At 55.1% G+C, this 17,820-nt stretch carries 13 protein-coding genes and 2 pseudogenes; 8 read left to right on the forward strand and 7 right to left on the reverse strand.

Features of this window, described 5'->3' with window-relative positions; genetic code table 11:
- Positions 1-174 precede the first annotated feature (174 nt).
- Positions 175-456, forward strand: a complete 282-nt coding sequence (locus DR88_RS23460) for a YjcB family protein (RefSeq protein WP_004177826.1) — start codon at positions 175-177, stop codon at positions 454-456.
- A gap of 46 nt (positions 457-502) precedes the next feature.
- Here DR88_RS23460 and DR88_RS23455 read toward each other — a convergent pair whose 3' ends face one another.
- Genes DR88_RS23455 through DR88_RS23440 form a run of 4 tightly spaced genes read right to left on the reverse strand, consistent with a single transcriptional unit; the run spans position 503 to position 4,451 of the window.
- Entirely contained in the window at positions 503-1,360 is an 858-nt protein-coding gene (locus DR88_RS23455) for an ABC transporter permease (RefSeq protein WP_025862036.1), read from the reverse strand.
- Entirely contained in the window at positions 1,357-2,190 is an 834-nt protein-coding gene (locus DR88_RS23450) for an ABC transporter permease (RefSeq protein WP_032443781.1), read from the reverse strand. The genes DR88_RS23455 and DR88_RS23450 overlap by 4 nt, the downstream gene beginning before the upstream one ends.
- Before the next feature lie 60 nt (positions 2,191-2,250).
- Positions 2,251-3,390: an ABC transporter substrate-binding protein gene (locus DR88_RS23445; protein ID WP_004177835.1), complete on the reverse strand. Its 1,140-nt coding sequence runs from the start codon at positions 3,388-3,390 to the stop codon at positions 2,251-2,253.
- A gap of 29 nt (positions 3,391-3,419) precedes the next feature.
- Positions 3,420-4,451 (reverse strand): ABC transporter ATP-binding protein, encoded by a 1,032-nt coding sequence (locus tag DR88_RS23440; RefSeq protein WP_004177837.1) that lies wholly within the window; start codon positions 4,449-4,451, stop codon positions 3,420-3,422.
- A 163-nt stretch (positions 4,452-4,614) separates the two neighbouring features.
- Between DR88_RS23440 and DR88_RS23435 the strand changes: the two genes are divergently transcribed.
- The 3 genes from DR88_RS23435 to DR88_RS23425 are packed head-to-tail and all read left to right on the forward strand — an operon-like array spanning position 4,615 to position 7,167.
- On the forward strand, positions 4,615-5,385 hold the full coding sequence (locus tag DR88_RS23435) for an MBL fold metallo-hydrolase (protein WP_004178284.1): 771 nt from the start codon (positions 4,615-4,617) through the stop codon (positions 5,383-5,385).
- The gene (locus DR88_RS23430; protein ID WP_002885046.1) at positions 5,382-6,395 is read left to right on the forward strand and encodes a LacI family DNA-binding transcriptional regulator; all 1,014 of its coding nucleotides are present in this window, start codon (positions 5,382-5,384) and stop codon (positions 6,393-6,395) included. The genes DR88_RS23435 and DR88_RS23430 overlap by 4 nt, the downstream gene beginning before the upstream one ends.
- Positions 6,396-6,405: 10 nt before the next feature.
- Entirely contained in the window at positions 6,406-7,167 is a 762-nt protein-coding gene (locus DR88_RS23425) for an inositol monophosphatase family protein (RefSeq protein ID WP_031280973.1), read from the forward strand.
- A gap of 38 nt (positions 7,168-7,205) precedes the next feature.
- Here the strand turns inward: DR88_RS23425 and iraM are convergent, their stop codons facing one another.
- On the reverse strand, positions 7,206-7,559 hold the full coding sequence (gene iraM / locus DR88_RS23420; protein ID WP_002885039.1) for an anti-adapter protein IraM: 354 nt from the start codon (positions 7,557-7,559) through the stop codon (positions 7,206-7,208).
- Positions 7,560-8,110: 551 nt separating this feature from the next.
- The gene (gene bamA / locus DR88_RS23415) at positions 8,111-10,534 is read right to left on the reverse strand and encodes an outer membrane protein assembly factor BamA (RefSeq protein WP_004146635.1); all 2,424 of its coding nucleotides are present in this window, start codon (positions 10,532-10,534) and stop codon (positions 8,111-8,113) included.
- 21 nt (positions 10,535-10,555) lie between these two features.
- Between bamA and DR88_RS0124995 the strand changes: the two genes are divergently transcribed.
- The 3 genes and pseudogenes from DR88_RS0124995 to DR88_RS23410 all read left to right on the forward strand — a co-directional run bounded on the left by DR88_RS0124995 (position 10,556) and on the right by DR88_RS23410 (position 13,322).
- Positions 10,556-10,786, forward strand: a complete 231-nt coding sequence (locus tag DR88_RS0124995) for a potassium:proton antiporter (protein ID WP_004146634.1) — start codon at positions 10,556-10,558, stop codon at positions 10,784-10,786.
- 373 nt (positions 10,787-11,159) lie between these two features.
- Positions 11,160-12,920: pseudogene (locus tag DR88_RS0125005) on the forward strand (tannase/feruloyl esterase family alpha/beta hydrolase).
- 33 nt (positions 12,921-12,953) lie between these two features.
- On the forward strand, positions 12,954-13,322 hold the full coding sequence (locus DR88_RS23410) for a helix-turn-helix transcriptional regulator (protein ID WP_002885023.1): 369 nt from the start codon (positions 12,954-12,956) through the stop codon (positions 13,320-13,322).
- Between the two features lie 263 nt (positions 13,323-13,585).
- Here the strand turns inward: DR88_RS23410 and DR88_RS23405 are convergent, their stop codons facing one another.
- Positions 13,586-15,844 (reverse strand): TonB-dependent siderophore receptor, encoded by a 2,259-nt coding sequence (locus DR88_RS23405; protein ID WP_025862231.1) that lies wholly within the window; start codon positions 15,842-15,844, stop codon positions 13,586-13,588.
- 586 nt (positions 15,845-16,430) lie between these two features.
- On the opposite strand from DR88_RS23405, the pseudogene DR88_RS23400 reads away from it, so the two are divergent.
- A pseudogene (locus tag DR88_RS23400) lies at positions 16,431-17,816 on the forward strand (MltF family protein); the annotation flags it as partial.
- Between the last annotated feature and the right edge of the window lie 4 nt (positions 17,817-17,820).

Here is a 17,820-nt window from a genome sequence, read left to right on the forward strand (position 1 = left end):
AGCTCATTTTTTGACTGGTGAATAAAGCGCCAAATGTGATATAGTTCACACAAGTTGATGAAACAGAAATGGCGTTTCATCACTCTCTAGTACGCCAGTTGAGACCAGAGCGCTATGCCATCGTCAGTCGCGTCAGGTCGTCCATGGCTCCCGACTTTCTTTGAGGATAGGTTAATGGCTTCCATTACTACCAGTGTCGTATTATTGCGCTGGCCCCTGGTGAGCGCGGTACTGATGTTTCTCGCCAGCTCACTGAATATTCAGCTTCGCAAAAGCGATTACGCCGGTCTGGCGGTGATCTGCAGCTGCCTCGGCCTGGCCGCCGCCTGCTGGTTCGCCACCGGTTTGCTCGGTATCACCCTGCTTGATATGGCCAAAATCTGGGGCAATATCAAAGATGTGATGATTGAAGTCATGAGTCAGACGCCGCCAGAATGGCCAATGATGATGACCTGAGGTTAAAAAGCTTCCCGACGGGAAGCTTTTTCGTTTTCTGCAGCCCTTATTTCCCTAATTTGGCCATCATCTCCGGACGCATAAATTTATGGATCACCACCATAAAGAGCAGCGATGGGGCCAGCAAAATCAGCGCGGTAATCGACGAGACCTGATAGTTACCCGACATGCTGGCGTTATAGAGCAGCAGCGGCAGCGTGGTGATATCCGGCGCCCCGACGAAGAAAGTGCCGGTAAACTCATCCAGCGACTCCAGAAAAACAAAGATGCTGGCGGCAACGATCCCCGGCGCCGCCTGCGGCAGCACGATGTGCCAGAAGGTATACATCGGTCCGGCGCCCAGGTTACGCGATGCCCGCGCCAGCAGCGGGTCGATGGCTGAAAACGCGGCCACACAGATCCACACCGAGTACATCAGACCGTGGACGCTATGCACCAGCACCACCCCTGCGATACTGCCGTTCAATCCCCACTGATAAAACAATCGGGCAACATTCATGTATACCGTCAGGTTAGGAAAGGCCTGCGGGATAAGAAATAGCAGCATGAACAGCATCCGTAATGGCATTTTCCGCCGGGAAAGCGCATAGCCGGCGGGTACGGAAATCAGCAAACAGACCCCCACCGATAACAGAGCGATCAGCACGCTGGTTAACAGCGAGCTGGAGACATCGCTGTATGGATTGAAAACCTGATACCAGTACTTCAGCCCCCACCGGCTGGGCAGCGAATGGGGAAAATACCAGCTTTCCGCTACGGTCCAGATCAACAGGTTCAGCAGCGGACCAAACATCGCCAGCAGCATAAACAGCAGCAGCAGGGTCTGCAGCACCGGACTGGCGCGCACTTTACGGCGCCCTTTCACCCACCATGCCGGGGTTGATACGAGGGCCAGCGCTTTCATGATTCACCGCCTTTTTGCTGCAGGCTGTGGCGCAGGTAAAACCACGACAGCGCGCCGCAGATCGCCAGCGACACCACGCCAAGCCCATTCGCCACCGCGTAATCACCATAGGAATTGACGCGAAACGCCATATCCACGGTTAGCATCGTCGGGGTTCCCACGCCGATCATCAACGGTACCGACAGCACCGACATCATGGTCACCGTCGACAGCACCAGCGCCACGCCGATAGTCGGCAGGACCTGCGGCAGCATGATATCGAACAGGATCCGCGGCCGGGAGGCGCCAAGATTACGTGCAGCAAGGATCTGCGACGACTCCAGCGCCGCCATCGCCCCGCAGATCAGCAGCGTGGCAAAGGCCAGTTGCTTCCAGACAAAGGTGATCACTATCCCTTTCCATCCCAGCCAGGAGAGCGTCTCCAGCGGCGTGACCAGGTCGGCCGCCACCAGCGCATTGTTCATCAGGCCATTTTTGGCGAGAAAAGTGCGCATCATCTGGGCAACAACGATAAAAGGAATAAACAGCGGCAGGCGATACAAAAAACCCAGCAGACGCACAACGGGTCGGCAGGGTGACAGCGCAATCACTGCCGACAGGGTAATGGCGAGCAGCGCTAACAGCGCCACCGAGATCAGCACAATAAGCAGCGAAAAGAGCACATCGCTGGCGTAGAGCGCATAGACCTTGCGGAAGTGATCGAGGGTGAACGGCTGTCCCGGCGCGGTAAACGCCGAGACCAGCGAAAACCCCAGCGGATACAAAAACAGGATCGCGATCATCAGCGCCGCCGGGGCAACCAGCAGCAGATATTTTAATGAACTGGACATAATAAACCTGGCGTCAGCACAAGCAAGCGCCCGGGACGGCGGCCCGGGCTGGAAAAAGGTTTAATTAGCCACCTGGCTTTCGTAACCCTCTTTGATATCGTCAAAGTAGGGGGCGATCGGGAAGCTTTTGCCATACTTCGCCAGCGCTTCCGGCGAGATTTCGGCAAACAGCTTTTGCCAGGTCGCCGCATCCAGCTTCGGCTTCACCTGCCCGGCGTCGATGCCCGGATACCAGTTGAACTGCTTGACGATCCCCTGCGCCTGCACTTCCGGGCTGGTGGCCAGCGCGATAAAGTCGCGCGCCAGCTGCGGATTCGCCGCCTTCGCCGGGATGACGTAATACATCGGCTGGCCCGGCATGCCCGGCGCCAGTAAAGCAAGCTTGATCGACGGCGGCAGCTTGCCCTGATCTTTCCAGCTATAGAACATATCGACCCACACCGGGCCCATGGCGATTTCCCCCCGGCTCAGCATATCGAGCGTCCCGGCGTTGCCCGGGGTGAAAGTTACGTTTTTATTGAACGCCTTTAGCTTCTCATAGGCCTGCTGCCAGCCTTTTTCGACGCTTTTATCATAGGGCCCGGCGGAGAGACGCTGGGCGTCGGTCCCGTAGGCGTAGATCCAGCCCACCACAAAGCTGACGCCGGACATGCCATTCTTGATGCCGTTATAGCCAAAAGCCTGCGGGTGTTTCTGCGTCCAGGCCACCAGCTCGTCATACGACGCCGGCGGGGTAGTGACCAGATCGCTGTTCCAGGCGATAGCGGTCTGGCTTAAGAACATCGGCATCACGTATCCGTCAACGTTAACGCCCAGCGCCTGGGTGGCGCTCGGCGAACTCACCATGCCGCCGGTCTGAATATCCTGACGGTATTTTTGCAGCAATCCCTTTGCCACCTGCTCACCGCCCGCCTTCTGGTGCACTACCGCGACGTCGATATCCCACTGCTGCGCGCCGCTCTCCTGCTGGGCCGTTAGCTTCTCGCTAATTTTATTCGACCCGGCGTCGCCGGGGCCGGTACCGATCACCCGCACCTTGACGCCGGGATGAGCGGCTTCAAATTTTGGCCCCAGCCAGGTTTTTACATAATCCACCATATTCTGATCGCCCGCGGTGGCGACGTTGAGAATGGTGTCGGCCTGTGCGCCAAGGCTCAGGAAGAGGGTCGTTACGATCGCTGCTTTCGTCTTAGTCAACATGGATTGTCCCCAGAATGAACACGCTGATATCACTGTGATAGTGGTAAAGGAAAAATATGCAGGGCCGGCGTTGGCACATGGAGCCGAACGCGGCTTTTTGTCGGCCAGCACTGCGCGGCATCCGCCAGCAGCAGGCGGTCATGGCAGCGCACGCTGTGACGATACAGATTGCCCAGAAACGCGCTTTGCTCCACCACGCCTTCCAGAGCCAGCCCCTCCTGCGGCGCAGGCTGCGTTAATTCAGCGAGCGCGGCATCGGCGCTGCGAAAATAAATAACGTTGTCACCCTGCTGAGCGGCAGATAAACCGGATATTGCGGCAGCGGATAATTCACCGGAAATTATTTTATTATCGGCCCCCATAAAATCAGCGACGAAGGGCGTCGCGGGGCGTTGATATATTTCTTCCGGCGTGCCGGTTTGTTCAATACGCCCCTGATTTAATACCGCAATGCGGTCCGCCATCACTAAGGCTTCCTGCTGATCGTGGGTGACAATTAATGACGTGAACCCCAGTCTCTTTTGCAGAGATTTAATTTCATGGCGCACATTCAGGCGCACTTTGGCATCCAGATTAGATAACGGCTCATCCAACACCAGCACCTGGGGCTCTATGGCCAGGGCTCTCGCCAGCGCCACCCGCTGCCGCTGGCCGCCCGACAGTTCGGTCACTTTCACCTCGCCAAGCCCTTCGAGATTGACTATTCGCAGCAGCTCCGCCACCCGCCGCGCGATATCCGCCCCGCGCCATTTGCGCAGCTTCAGGCCATAGCCGATATTGCGCGCTACCGTCAGGTGCGGCCACAGGGCGTAGCTTTGAAATACCATGGTGATATTGCGCTGCTCCGGCGCAAGATGAGTGATCGTTCGGCTGGCAATAGCCACCTCGCCGCTTTGCACCGGAATAAAGCCGCAGAGGGCGTTCAGCAGCGTGGTTTTTCCGCATCCCGACGGGCCCAGTAGAGCAATCATCTCTCCCTGCTCTACCGCCAGATCGATATTATGTAAAACCACCTTATCGCCATAACTAATTTTAAGGCCGGAGATCTGTAAATAACTCATATTCGCTACCTGAAAGCGCTGCTGCGGCATTTTTTTTAGCAAGGTGAACACGTGTTCATTTGGCTGTAAAAAAAATGCAACGTTGACTCGACATGATATGAGCCTACTTTGTCGGGTATTTATGACAATTTAATTAAGCGGCAAAAAATTTTGGCGAGGGTAAATGAAAATAGATGTGCTTGGCTGCGGGAGCGCCTTTTCCTGCACGCAAAATACCTCCGCGCTGCGGGTGATCGATGCGGACAACAAACAGTGGTTAATCGACTGCGGCCCCACCGTTCCCCGCGCGCTCTGGCAGCGCGGCGGCGAGGTCAACGATATCGACGCGATCTACTTCACCCACGTTCACCCGGACCACTGCACCGGCCTGACGGCGCTACTGAACCACTGGAAAAGTTATTCCCGTCAGAAGCCAGTCATTATCTACTGCCAGCCGGCGCAGCAGCCGGTGCTCATGCAGCTGGCCGCGCTGGCGAACTGGCCGCAGGCGGACCTTGGTTTCACCATCGACTGGCAGGAATGCCGCGAAGCCTGGACGTGGCAGGACTGGCAGATCCGCACTGCCCCCACCCAGCATGAGCTGAGTAATCGCGCCATCCGCATCACCATTGCCGGGCAGACGCTGTTTTACAGCGGCGATGGCCGACCGACCGCCGACTCGATAGCCCTGATGGCCGGCGCCGGGCTGGCGTTTCAGGAGTGCGCCTCGGTAGCAGCCCTGGACGATGACGCCTCGCATGGCGATTTCCCCTCCTGCCTGATGCTGTTCAGAACGCTGCAGCTCCCGGCGCTGGGGCTCTATCACTGCGAGGATGCTTCCCTGTCGGCGCTAAAGCAGGCCTGTCAGCCGTGGCCGGGCTTATTCGTTTCCCGGGATGGACTCACCTTAACGCTGCCGCGTCCCACGCCCACTGACGAGACGTACCTCCTATGAACCCACGCAAACCCAGCGTCACCGCCCAGGATGTTGCCCGGCGAGCGGGCGTCTCCCGGGCAGTGGTGTCCCGGGCGTTGAGCAACAACGGCAGCATCTCTCCCGACGCCCGGGCGCGGGTACTGCGCGCCGCCGAAGAGCTGGGGTATCAGGTTAACTTTCTCGCCCAGGGGCTGAACCGCCAGCGCAGCCACTTAATCGGCGTGATCGTCTCGCGCATCAGCGATCCTTTTCGCAGTACCCTGCTTGATGCGCTGCTTAACGAGATCCAGCGCCAGGGCTTTCAGGCGCTGGTGAGCGAGATCCACAGCGAGCAGGATCTGGCGCAGACCTTGCGCCGTTTCGCTCAATTTCGCGTCTCCGGCGTTATCGTCACCTCCGGCCAGCCGCCGGAGGCGCTGGTGAACGAGTGCGTCCAGCAGCATATTCCGGTCGTGGGCATTAATCGACAGCCGACGATCCCCGGCGTGGATTACGTTTGTTCTGACAACGCCGCCGGCGCCGAACTGGCCGCCGACCAGCTGCTGCGCAGCGGCTGTCAGCGCTTTGGCTGGCTCAACCACCATCCTTCCACCTGGGCCGGCCGCATGCGCGGGGAAGCATTCGGCCGGGCGCTGCAAACGCGCGGAGTGGACGTCGAACGCCACCTGGCGATCCTCGCCTGTCAGCAAGAAGGTTACGCGGGCGGGTTACAGGCTGCGGCGCTCGCCGACGAGGCGCTGGAGGGGATCTTCTGCGCCAACGCCCAGCTTGCCTGTGGCTTTCTCGATGGAATGCGCCAGCGCGGCAGAGAGGCTCCGGCGGATTTTCAGCTGATTGGTTTTGATAACACGCCGACGACCGCGCAATATAGCTATCAGCTCACCACGCTACATCAGGATGTGGCGGCGATCGCCCGCCAGGCGCTCGCCCGGCTTCTGGAGCGCGCCGCCGACCCTTCGCAACCTTCACGCACCACCTGGGTGGAGGTAACCTTAATTCACCGGCGCACGTCGCCCTTTGTTATCTGAGAGCAGGACTATGACGGAAGCACAACGAGAGTCATTATGCGCCTTGATTCGCCAGGCAGGCACCCACGCCCAGGCGCTGCGCGATGCGGGATTACAGGTCGATAAAAAAGCGCGCCAGGACTTTGTGTCGCAGGCGGATCTCGCGGTAGAACAAGAGATTAAAGGCTGGCTGCAGGCCCACTTTCCCGAGGAGGGTTTCCTCGGCGAGGAGAGCGGTTTTGAAGGCGACGACCAGACCGTCTGGGTGCTGGATCCTGTCGATGGCACCACCAACTTTATCCTCGGCATGGATTACTGGTGCATCTCACTGGCACGAGTGTGCCAGGGCGAGCTGTCGCTCGGCATCATTTACGCCCCCGATCGCGATGAATTTTTCTTCGCCGCCCGCGGCGAAGGCGCGTATCTCAACGGTCGGCGCCTGACGCTACGCGAGCCGGAGCCCGATGCGGTGGTGATCGGCATGGGGCGCTCCAGCCGGGCCCCGGCCAGCGACTACGCCCGGGCCATCGACACGCTGCTCGACGCCGGTCTGGAGTATCGCCGTTTTGGCGCGGGCGCCCTGATGCTGGCGCATGTCGCCGCCGGTCAGCTCCACGCCTATTATGAAGCGCATATGAACAGCTGGGATGCGCTGGCAGGCATGCTATTGATTGAGGAGGCGGGCGGAACGTGCAATGCGTTTCTCGCCAATGCGGGCCTGCGGCGAGGCAACCTCGTGCTGGCCGGCTGCGCAAGCGTCCAGCCTCGACTGGCCGCCCTGCTGGCGAAATGAGGTCACGCCGCCGGTGTCTGACCGGCGGCGTGGACTGGCTAACGCCAGGGTTCACTGCGGGGAATATTATTCGGGCAACGCTTAATCGTGCAAAAGGACTGGTAAAAACAGGAGTCAGACCGCTCGCCACCGGCATGGTAAGGGCACGATGGTCGCTCACGTAATTTTTCCCACTGCGCCTCGTCGTACACCGTAATATTATAGATTTTTAATGAATGATACTGGTCATTAATTAAAACTCTCGAGGAATAGAGTCTTATCGACTCACCGGGCAACAGGATTACATCAGCCTCGTACCACATGATAAATTTCAAGAAACGCAGACTGGATATAGCCGAGAAGGCGATACCAGATTGCGGGCAGATCAGGGTATTAAGAATAGTCCATTTCATATTCCTTCCTTATAAAGATGCTACAAATTATTACAATATATAGTGATAGCATTCATTGTTATAAATCGCAAGCACCCCTGACAATTATGTGATTTAAGACAATTCCTAACAACATACTCCATTATTAGTAACGTTTCATTTCCCTCTCTAAATTTATGGTTAGGCCTGATGAAAAACAGCCAAATTAACCTTAAAAAAGAAAATATAATAAAAAATAAGATAATATAAACTTAATTGACAATACGTCTTAGTCCCTCTGGATGAGGCCTCAGCCATTGGTATTAGATGATGCAGCACTGAGTATTACCCGCGGTTTGGCAAGAAGAGAGGACCATAGCAGGCAGCTATTTATTGCGTGGTTACCTCGTCGTACGTCACCAGGTCCGCGAGGCCCGCAGACCGCGCTCGGGTAAATGTCGCGGGTGTCCCGCCAGATCGCATTCCTTAGCGATAATATCGACATAGCGGTTGAGTATATTCTGCTCAATCGCTATGTCGGAGGACAGTCCACAGAATATAGCCACGCCGGTCTATCAGGCCCCGTTGGAGCCCTACCAGGTTTTGCCGATATTAAACTGAAACTGTTCTGCTTTATCACCATCGTACTTTTTAAACGGCTCTGCCCAGGAGAAGACCAGTGGACCGAGGGGAGACATCCACTGCACGGCAATCCCCGCGGAGAGACGAATATGACTCGGATCGCCGTAGTCAGGGATCCCTGCCGCCAGCGTCTGCGCGGTGTTGTGCCAGGATGTACTCCAGACCGTCCCCGCGTCAACAAACAGCGAGGTTCGCAGACTATCGGCGTATTTGTCATTCACAAAGGGGGTTGGAATGATAAATTCGCTGTTCAGCACCGCCATGGCATTCCCGCCGACCGCATCAGACGAGGCGTCCAGCGGGCAGGCGCTATAGCTGCTTTCGCTACCGTTACAGCGGTAATAGGCCGCTTTAGGCCCAATGGTGTTAGAAGAAAATCCGCGCACTGACGACGAACCGCCAGCGTAAAAGTTATCGTAGAACGGCACACTTTTGCCGTCTAACCCGCCGGCATAGCCTGCGCGCAGGCGTTCCATCCAGACCCAGCGCTTGTTCTCGCTCAGCGGCAGATACTGGGCAGTGTCAAAAGAGAGTTTGTAGTAGCTATTATCCGAACCGGGGAGCGTCACTTTACCGCTCAGGCTGCTCTTGTTTCCCGCACGCGGGAAGAAGCCGCGATCGAGATCGTTGTAGCCCCATCCAAGACTCACAAAATAATCGTTGGCGCTATATTTTGCGCCGCTGTCGCCATCTTTCGTCACCACGCTGGGCTCGATTCCCCGAGAGCTGAGGTAGCGCCAGGTCGTCAGCTCCGGATCCATATTGGTCAGGCGATTATGGACATAATCCAGTCCCAGGTTCAGGGAGTTATTTTCGCTAATGGGAAACCCTAGCGTACTACCTAAACCATAGCTCTGCTGGTTGTAGCTCCCGGCATCCGCATCAGAAGCATCATAGCTGTTATAAAAAATCTTTCCGCCCAGGCTGATGCCATCTACGGTAAACCACGGGTTCGTCGCCCCCAGTTCAAGATAAGACTGGTAGCTGTTGCGCGTCCCATTGAAGCTAACGCTATTACCCGTTCCCAGCCAGTTATCCTGCGTCACGCCAAGCTGATAGCTCACGCCGCTGTCCGTACCAAATCCCAGGCCCACATTGAATGAGCCGGTGTTGCGCTCCTTCACCTTGTAGACCACATCGACCTGATCCGCCGTTCCATTGACCGGAACGATCTGCTGTTCAACGTTCTCAAAAAAACCCGTTCGATCAAGACGTACCTTCCCTTGATCGACTTTTTCGTTGTTGAGCCACGCCCCTTCCATTTGGCGCATTTCACGACGCAGCACCGCGTCCCGGGAGGTGTCGTTACCGGAAAAGCGGATCTGGCGTACCGAGTAGCGGCGGCCCGCGTTGACCTGAATATGCAGCACCACGCGGTGATGCGCATCATCGATTTCCGGCGTGGACGTCACCTGCGGCCAGGCATAACCATACTTACCAAAGTGCTTTTTGATCTCATTTTCAACCGTGGTGACTTGCGCCCCGCTATACCATGCCCCCGCCAGCGGCTGGGCAAGCGCCTCGATCTCCGGCCCATGCTGAGCCAGATCGCCTGTCACCTGAGTTCGGTCGACCCGATAACGTTCGCCTTCATTGAGGGCGATAGTGATATACAGGGATTTTTTATCTGGCGTCATACTGACCTGCGTGGACTCGATAGCAAAGCGCGCATAGCCGCGATCGAGATAAAAACTGCGCAGCGTTTCCAGATCGGCTTCCAGCTTCTGCTTCTGGTATTTTTTATCGGCTACCACGTTCCACCACGGCACATTATCACGTAGCTGAAGCTGGTCCAGGAGCGTCTCTTCCCGAAACGCCTGATTACCGATAATGTTTATTTGTGCGATTTTCGCCGAGATGCCTTCCTGAAAAACGAACGTTAAGTCAACGCGATTACGCGGTAACGGGGTCACCACCGCGTGAACCTGCGCACTGTATTTCCCCGCGCTGTAATAGAAATCCTGCAACCCCTTTTCTATTTCGCTAAGCGAATTTCGATCCAGTGCACTACCTGCAGAAATACCGGACGCGGTGAGATTTTCCTTTAGCGCATCATCCTTCACTGCCTTATTCCCGGAAAAACTGACGCTGGCAATAGTGGGCCGTTCCTTAACCTGCACCACCAGCGTTTTCCCATCGCGCAGGATCTGCACATTTTCGAAATTGCCGCTCGCATACAGCGCGCGCACTGCCTCGCTGACATCTTCTGGCGTCACCGCATCTCCCGCGTGCAATGGCATACTTAATAGCGCCGCCCCGACGGTCACGCGCTGTAGCCCTTCAAAACGGATATCATCAACTTGATATGATGTTGCGGCATATAACGTTAAAGGGGCGATCAATAATCCGCTGATGATATGAGTCTTTTTTAACATGAATGTGTCGTCTACGAGATAATGAGCAATAGCAGTGTTCTGCTGGCGTTGAGCTTATTTGTTCAGGATGCATCTCTAAAATATGCGACAGAAAATAACCTGAGCGAGGCGCAGAATTACATGCAATTATGGCGACAAAATGGAGAAAAAATGGATATTAAAGCATCTTTAAAAATATATTTAATGATGGAACTTTTTCTGAAGCGCATTGTTCTAATGGCCAACACCAGTACTATATTTAGATTTGCCTGAACGTTTTATTAATAAAAAGCCCCCTTTCTTATTAATGGAAAGGGGGAAGGATCTCGTTAGGAATGATGCTCTCTGGGATCACCAGGAACAGGGAGAAAAATAACCTGCAACCCAGCAGATTTAATGAAGAGAAATTGAATAAATTATGCAACTGATATCACAACATTCTACCCCGAATTCACCGCCAGACGCCGTTGGCAAACATCTCCATATTTTCCTCAAAATAGCAGAATACAGTAGGGTCGCCTTATCAAGGCATCAAGGAAAGTCTATCGTTATCTACAATAGCCAAGCAGTGGCGCCTCGCCAGGGAAGGTGAGGCATAGGTTTCGCCATCCTGCCGCCTCCCATCATCAGCCACAGGGAACTGCGTATGACACGCTTACTCAAGACAATCTTGCCCATCATCCTCTGCGCCCTCTTCGGGTTATCGTTCGCTTCACCCACGCAGGCTGTCGCCAGTCTGCCGATCGTTCTTCCCGCGCTGACATGCGATGCGCTAAGCGCTACCGACTTCAGCGCGGCCGTTGGCGCAAAGGTCACTATCAATCACACTGAAATGCAGACCTCCGCGCAGGGAAGCTGGTGCAAGGTGAGCGCCACTATCGCCCCTGAGATTGGCGTGCAGATTGCCCTGCCGACTCAACGCTGGAGTCAACGTTTTTTGCAGGTCGGCTGTGGCGGACTGTGCGGGAGTATTAACCTGAGTCTGTCGAATGCCAGCGGCTGCCTGCCGGCAATGAACGGCGAGTTTGTGGTGGCAGCAACCGATATGGGGCACCATGGCAGTATGATGGATGCGTCATGAGCCGAAGATCCGCAAAAGCGCATCGATTTTGCCTGGCGCGCCAACCACCTGACCGCCGTGCTGGCCAAAGCGGTGATGCAGACGCTTTACCGCCAGCCGCCAAAGTATGCCTACTTTATGGGCTGCTCAGACGGCGGTCGCGAAGCATTGATGGAAGCGCAGCGCTTTCCGCAGGATTTTGACGGTATCAGCGCTGGCGCGCCAGCGGCCTTTTTCCAGTTTCAGAACTCCTTCTTCCACGGCTGGAATGTGGCCGCCAATCAGCGCCCGGACGGTACCGCTATCCTGCTGAAAAATCGCCTTCCTCTGATTCACCAGGCCGTGCTGGCTCACTGCCCGACGCTTTCCGGCGTGCAGGATGGTATCCTGCAAAATCCGTATGCCTGTCAGTTCTCTGAGTCATGGCTCCCCCGCTGTCCTGCCGATGCTCGGGATCGTTCTACCTGCCTGACGCAGGAAGAGATCGAGGTGGTGAAAAAGCTCTACCGCGGGGCTTACGACAGCCACGGCGCCCAGTTCGTCGCGGGCGGTCTGCCGCTGGGTTCCGAGCTACGCTGGCCGGTGCCCGAGACGCCGACCGGCCACTCAATGTCGGAAATGATGGTACTACCGGCTCTGCAATCCGTGCTCCTGCCAGGAGAAAAACAGAAGATCCAATCGATGCGGGATTTCCCGCTTAACCAGCAGAATTTTGACGCCGTCGCCCAACTGGCGCCGCTCTATAACGCGGCAAATACCAATCTTCATGCCTATCAACAGCGCGGCGGCAAGCTTATCCTCTGGCACGGTCTGGCCGATGACTCCGTCAGTCCGGCCTTTTCTATCGCCTATTATCGCGGCGTAGAAGCAGAGATGGGCCATGCCGCAACGGATACCTTCCTGCGGTTATTCCTGCTGCCTGGGGTAGCCCATTGCGGTAATGGCGAAGGTTACGATCAAATTGATCTCCTTACTCCGCTGATGCGCTGGACCGAGGAAGGTATCGCGCCGCAGGAGATCATGGCCGGCAAACGGGCAACAGCCGCTGCCGACCTGCCGCCGATGACAGAAAAACCAGATGCGCAAACGCAGTTTCACGGCGTGCAGAAAGTCAGTCAGCCTTACGCTGACGCCGCTCCAGCTGTTATCGCGACTCGTCCGGTGTATCCCTTCCCGGCTATTGCCCGTTATAACGGGCGCGGCGACGTGAATGACGGCGAAAATTATCATGCAGAGCAAACTACCGCCTTTGGTCATCTGCAGCTGGCAAAACCCGCCAGCGACTATATTGGCCCTGATAATCAAAAAAATTATCAGGTTCGCCACGGCACACTCACTGTTCAATAAACCCCAGGGCTCCTCACTGAGGAGCCCTGCGTTATGGGATTGGCCGCAATTATGCGTAGCAAAACGCTCCAGCAATCGGTCTTAAGCGACCTGCTCTTGTGGATCGATAATAATCTGGATAAGAAACTGACCGTAGACGATCTGAGCGATATCTCTGGTTATTCCCCCTGGCATTTGTTTCGGCTCTTTCGTCATTATTTTGATCGTTCGCCAATGGAATATATCCGCCAGCAGCGCATGTCGCTGTGTTGCCGTTTATTACTGACAACGCCTGGTTACCGAATCGTCGATATTTGTATGATGGTCGGTTATGACGATCTCAGTGCGTTTAATCGTACCTTCAAAAAATATCATGCGCTCACGCCCACTCAGTATCGCTATCAGATCACGCGGCAAAAATAAGGAGGTCCCCCTCCTCCGCATCGCTGCGGTTGGGAATGGAAGGGGGACAGGGGATATTACAGAAGGGAAATAGCAGGATGCTATTATCGAACCCGGTCGGGATCAACGACCTTGCGCGACGGAAATCAGTATAAAAGGATATGTTGAGCTAATAATGTAGAGGGCGTGAAGATTTTGTCACGATTTATAACCGCCTCCTCCGCTCTCATCTGAAATAAAAAAACCGGGTCGCGCTGCACCCGGTTTACTCCTCATCAGGATCATCAGAAATGAGTATTAACGCTCATAAAGAAGGTCCGCCCCGACTCGTTATAGGTCTCGGCACCCGCGCCATACAGATAAGCTCCCGTCGTCGCGTTGCCGGTCGTTTGCGCATTCCCTGCCCGGTAGTGGCGGATATCAAACAGGTTATCTATCCCGCTGGTGAAGCTCAGATTTTTGTTCACATCCCAGGTCGCACTGAGGCCGACAATGCTGTATGGGCTGACTTCGTTTAGTTCGCTGCCGCTGACCGCCTCGCCCTTATAATTGAAGCGTTTTGGTTTCTGTCGGCCATACCAGGTAAAGGTGCTCTGCAGGGAGAGATCTTCACGAACCTGCCAGCTCAAAGTCGAGTTCAGGGTAAACTGCGGGATCACTGACAGCCGGTCGCCGGTCGTCTTATTCTTGCTCTGCAGCATCCAGGTCAGGTTATTGCTCCAGTTAACCGTCTCCCCCACCGGCAGATTCAGCGTTCCTTCCAGGCCTTCCACTAACGCCTTTGGTACGTTTTCCCACTGATAGATATTGGTGGTGCCGTTGCTGGCGGTACCCACCGCCGCATACCCTGACTCAATCTTATTGTGATAGTCGTTACGGAACCAGGTGATCCCCGCCTGATAGCCATCATGCTTGTACTCAAGACCAATCTCTTTATTAACGCTGGTCTCCGGTTTCAGATCGCTATTCCCCATCAGATAGCAGGCGGAACTACTGGCGTAACAGCCTTGACCGTTGCTGTAGAGAATATAGTTCGGGTTCAACTGGTAGAGGTTAGGCGCCTTGTAAGCACGGGCAATGCCCAGCTTCAGCGTCCAGTCGTCCGTCAGCTCTTGGGACAGGTTCAGTGAGGGACTCCAGTTATTGCCGACGATGCTGTGATGATCGAAGCGCAGAGCGGGTGTCAGCATGGTGCTGTCCGTTAGCGCCATATTATCTTCGGTAAACAGCGAGAAGATCTCGGCGCTGGAGTACGGGCTACGACCGGTAGCCGATACGCCATCGATAGTGCCGTAAGAGAGCGCCTGGGTTGTCGATACGCCATCTTTCATCCGCTGCTGATTCCATTCTGTCCCCAGCGTCAGATTCTGATCGACCCCCAGCGTAAACGGAATATTCACTTCACTATGTAGCAGGACATCGGCCAGATCGATATCTGAAAACTCGCTACTGGAGAAGATCCCTTCCGTACCGCCCGCCAGCCCTTCATCCATTCGCGAGTTACGGGTGTGTTCGTACTGGGCATAGCTGTTGCTGGTCACGCCATTATCCCAGCCGCCGGTCCATGTTACGCCGTAAGTTTGCCGGTAGAGACGGTTGGTCTCTTTCCCGTACATACTCTTCACCAGCGTACTGGTATTGGTGTTTTGTGTGTCGCCAGCATAGAGATTACCCTGGCGGCTGTAACCGGCCTCAAACTCCAGGGCCTGCATCGGGGCAAACTCCCAGCGCAGCTTACTGTGAATATCTTTGTTCACCACCCCTTCACGTCCGGCGGGATAAGAACCGGCGTAGGAACCGGTACGTTCCGCTTCATGCCCGGCGTTAATATCCTGTGCATCGGCCTGGGTTTTACTCAGATTACCCCAGAGATTGAAGCTGACACTGTCCGACAGCGGACCATTGAGGCTAAAGTTAGTACGTTTCGTCGCCCCTTCTTTACGGTGCTGCGGAGCATTCATATAGGTATTCCACGACCCGTGCCATTCTCGCGTGGTCGGTTTGGTCACGATGTTGACGACCCCGCCCATCGCGCCATTACCATAGCGCGCCGCCGCCGGGCCGCGGATCACATCGATATGATCGATCATCTCCGCTGGCACCCAACTGGTATCGCCGCGGGAGTCACGATCGCCGCGCCAGCCATACCGCACCGAGTTACGGCTGGTCACCGGTTTACCATCGACCAGCACCAGCGTATTCTCGGGCCCCATGCCACGGATATCAATTTGCCGGTTGTTGCCGCGCTGCCCGCTGGTGGAGTTGCCGGTCAGGTTTACCCCGGGCTGCGTACGAATTAACTCCGACACATCGCGGGCGGGGGGATGTTTGCGGATCTCTTCTGCGGTGATGGTCGACACGCCCGGCGCCTGCAGGTTCTGCCTGGCGGCGGTTATGACCATCGTCTCCTCGTGATTTTCGGCAGTGGCGGCGCTCTCGTCAGGCGTCGATTGTTCGGTCATGTTCTCTGCCGCCTGCAGCGGCACGCTACAGGCGAGCAGAGGAATGACGATCCCCAGCGGGAAGTGAGACGTGTATTTCATAGAATATGCCCTGTTTTCTGTTGCTGTCGGGCATAACGCCTTCCCCAATTGAAAAAACAATGGGATAAAATACTTGCCTCAGCGCGTCGCCAGATTTTGGCGCAGGTCAGCGCCTTCCCGGCATTAATGGGAATAAAAAAAAGCATGAGGCATAATAAAATTAAGTGCCCTGTTTCATCATTAGAGAAAAAGCGCTGCGCGCTATTCTTTGATAGCGTAATCCAGACAGCGTGTCATTAGAGTAATGTGCCGTGTTACGGTAATAAAAATGAGATTCATTATCAAGATGATAATAATCAATATCGGAGAAAAATAAAATAAACACCAACAATCAAAAGGTTACAACAAAACAGATGGGGAGAAATAAAATAAAAACATCATCATTATTTTCTATTTATCATTAAAAACACACATTTTCGCCATATTATCTCCATAGTTAAATTAAAGATAAAAACACATTAATAGTAAGCGATAAAATGGGAGAAAACTATTTGTCGGCATTGTTATGTTTTTTACGCCCTTGTCGTTCCCAGCTAACGGCGGCCGTTCTGCTAAAATAATCACATCCCCTGCGGAGTATTCCTCCATGAACGCCTACTCGCTATCACGTCTGTTTATCGCCTGGCTCACCTGCCTCGCGACACTGTTATTCGCTCCTCTGCTGCCGGCAGTAGAGGCGGAAAAAGCGCCGCCGGCAGCAGCCGAAGACAACACGCTATCGATTCATATCGACGATATGCTACGGCCATGGAGAGGCGATTTGCCTAGCATGATCGACCGTCGTACCATTCGGGTATTAACCACCTACAGCAAGACCTTCTTTTTTATTGATAAAGGCACCCAGCGCGGGGCGACGCACGACATTTTTATCGCGCTGGAAAACGAGCTGAATAAACAGCTAGCGAAGGATAAAAAGCTCAAACAGCGCCACCTGAAGCTGCATATCGTTTTTGTGCCGGTCAGTCGGGACAATCTCTTTATCGCGCTTAATGAAGGTAAAGGCGATATTGCGGCTGCCAATCTGACTATCACGCCCTCGCGGGAAGCACAGGTCGATTTCGCCCAGCCGCTCTACAGCAACGTGAAAGAATTACTGATCTCCGGCCCGGCTTCACCGAAGGTCGACAGCCTGGAGCAACTCTCTGGTCAAACCGTCTTTGTTCGCCGCTCCTCCAGCTATTACGACAGCCTGCAAGCGCTGAACGCCCGATTTGCCGGTGAGTCGCGCCCACCGGTGATACTGGAGGCGGCGCCGGAAGCGCTGGAGGATGAAGATCTGCTGGAAATGCTCAACGCCGGGCTAATTCCGCTGATCGTCGTCGATCAGCATAAAGCGTTGTTCTGGAAACAGGTGTTTCCAAAAATTCAGGTCCATGACAACGTGGTGCTGCGCGACGGCGGCGACATTGCCTGGGCGGTACGCAAAGACAGCCCGCAGCTGCTGACGGTACTGAACAACTTCGTCAAAAAGAATCGCCAGGGCACCACGCTGGGCAATACTCTCCTGCTGCGTTACCTGAAAAATGCTAAATATGTCAAAAATGCCGCAGCGAATAAGGAACGACGCAAATTCCTCGCGATGGTAGATGTCTTCCGCAAGTACGGCGATCGTTATGACGTCGACTGGCTGCTGATGGCGGCCCAGGGATACCAGGAGTCGCGGCTGAATCAGTCGGTACGGAGCCACGTCGGCGCCATCGGCGTTATGCAGGTGATGCCCAGCACTGGAAAAGAGCTGAAGGTGGGTGATATTAAACAGCTGGATCCCAATATCCATGCCGGCGTGAAATACATGCGCTGGATGATGGATCGGTACTATGCCGATGAGCCCATGACCCGGCTCGATAAAACGCTGTTTACCTTTGCCTCCTATAACGCGGGTCCGGCGCGTATCGCCCGCCTGCGCACCATGACTAAACAGCGAGGATTTGACCCGAACGTCTGGTTCGGTAACGTCGAAAATTTGACATCCTCCC

Source organism: Klebsiella pneumoniae (assembly GCF_000742135.1).
GTDB classification, from domain to species: domain Bacteria; phylum Pseudomonadota; class Gammaproteobacteria; order Enterobacterales; family Enterobacteriaceae; genus Klebsiella; species Klebsiella pneumoniae.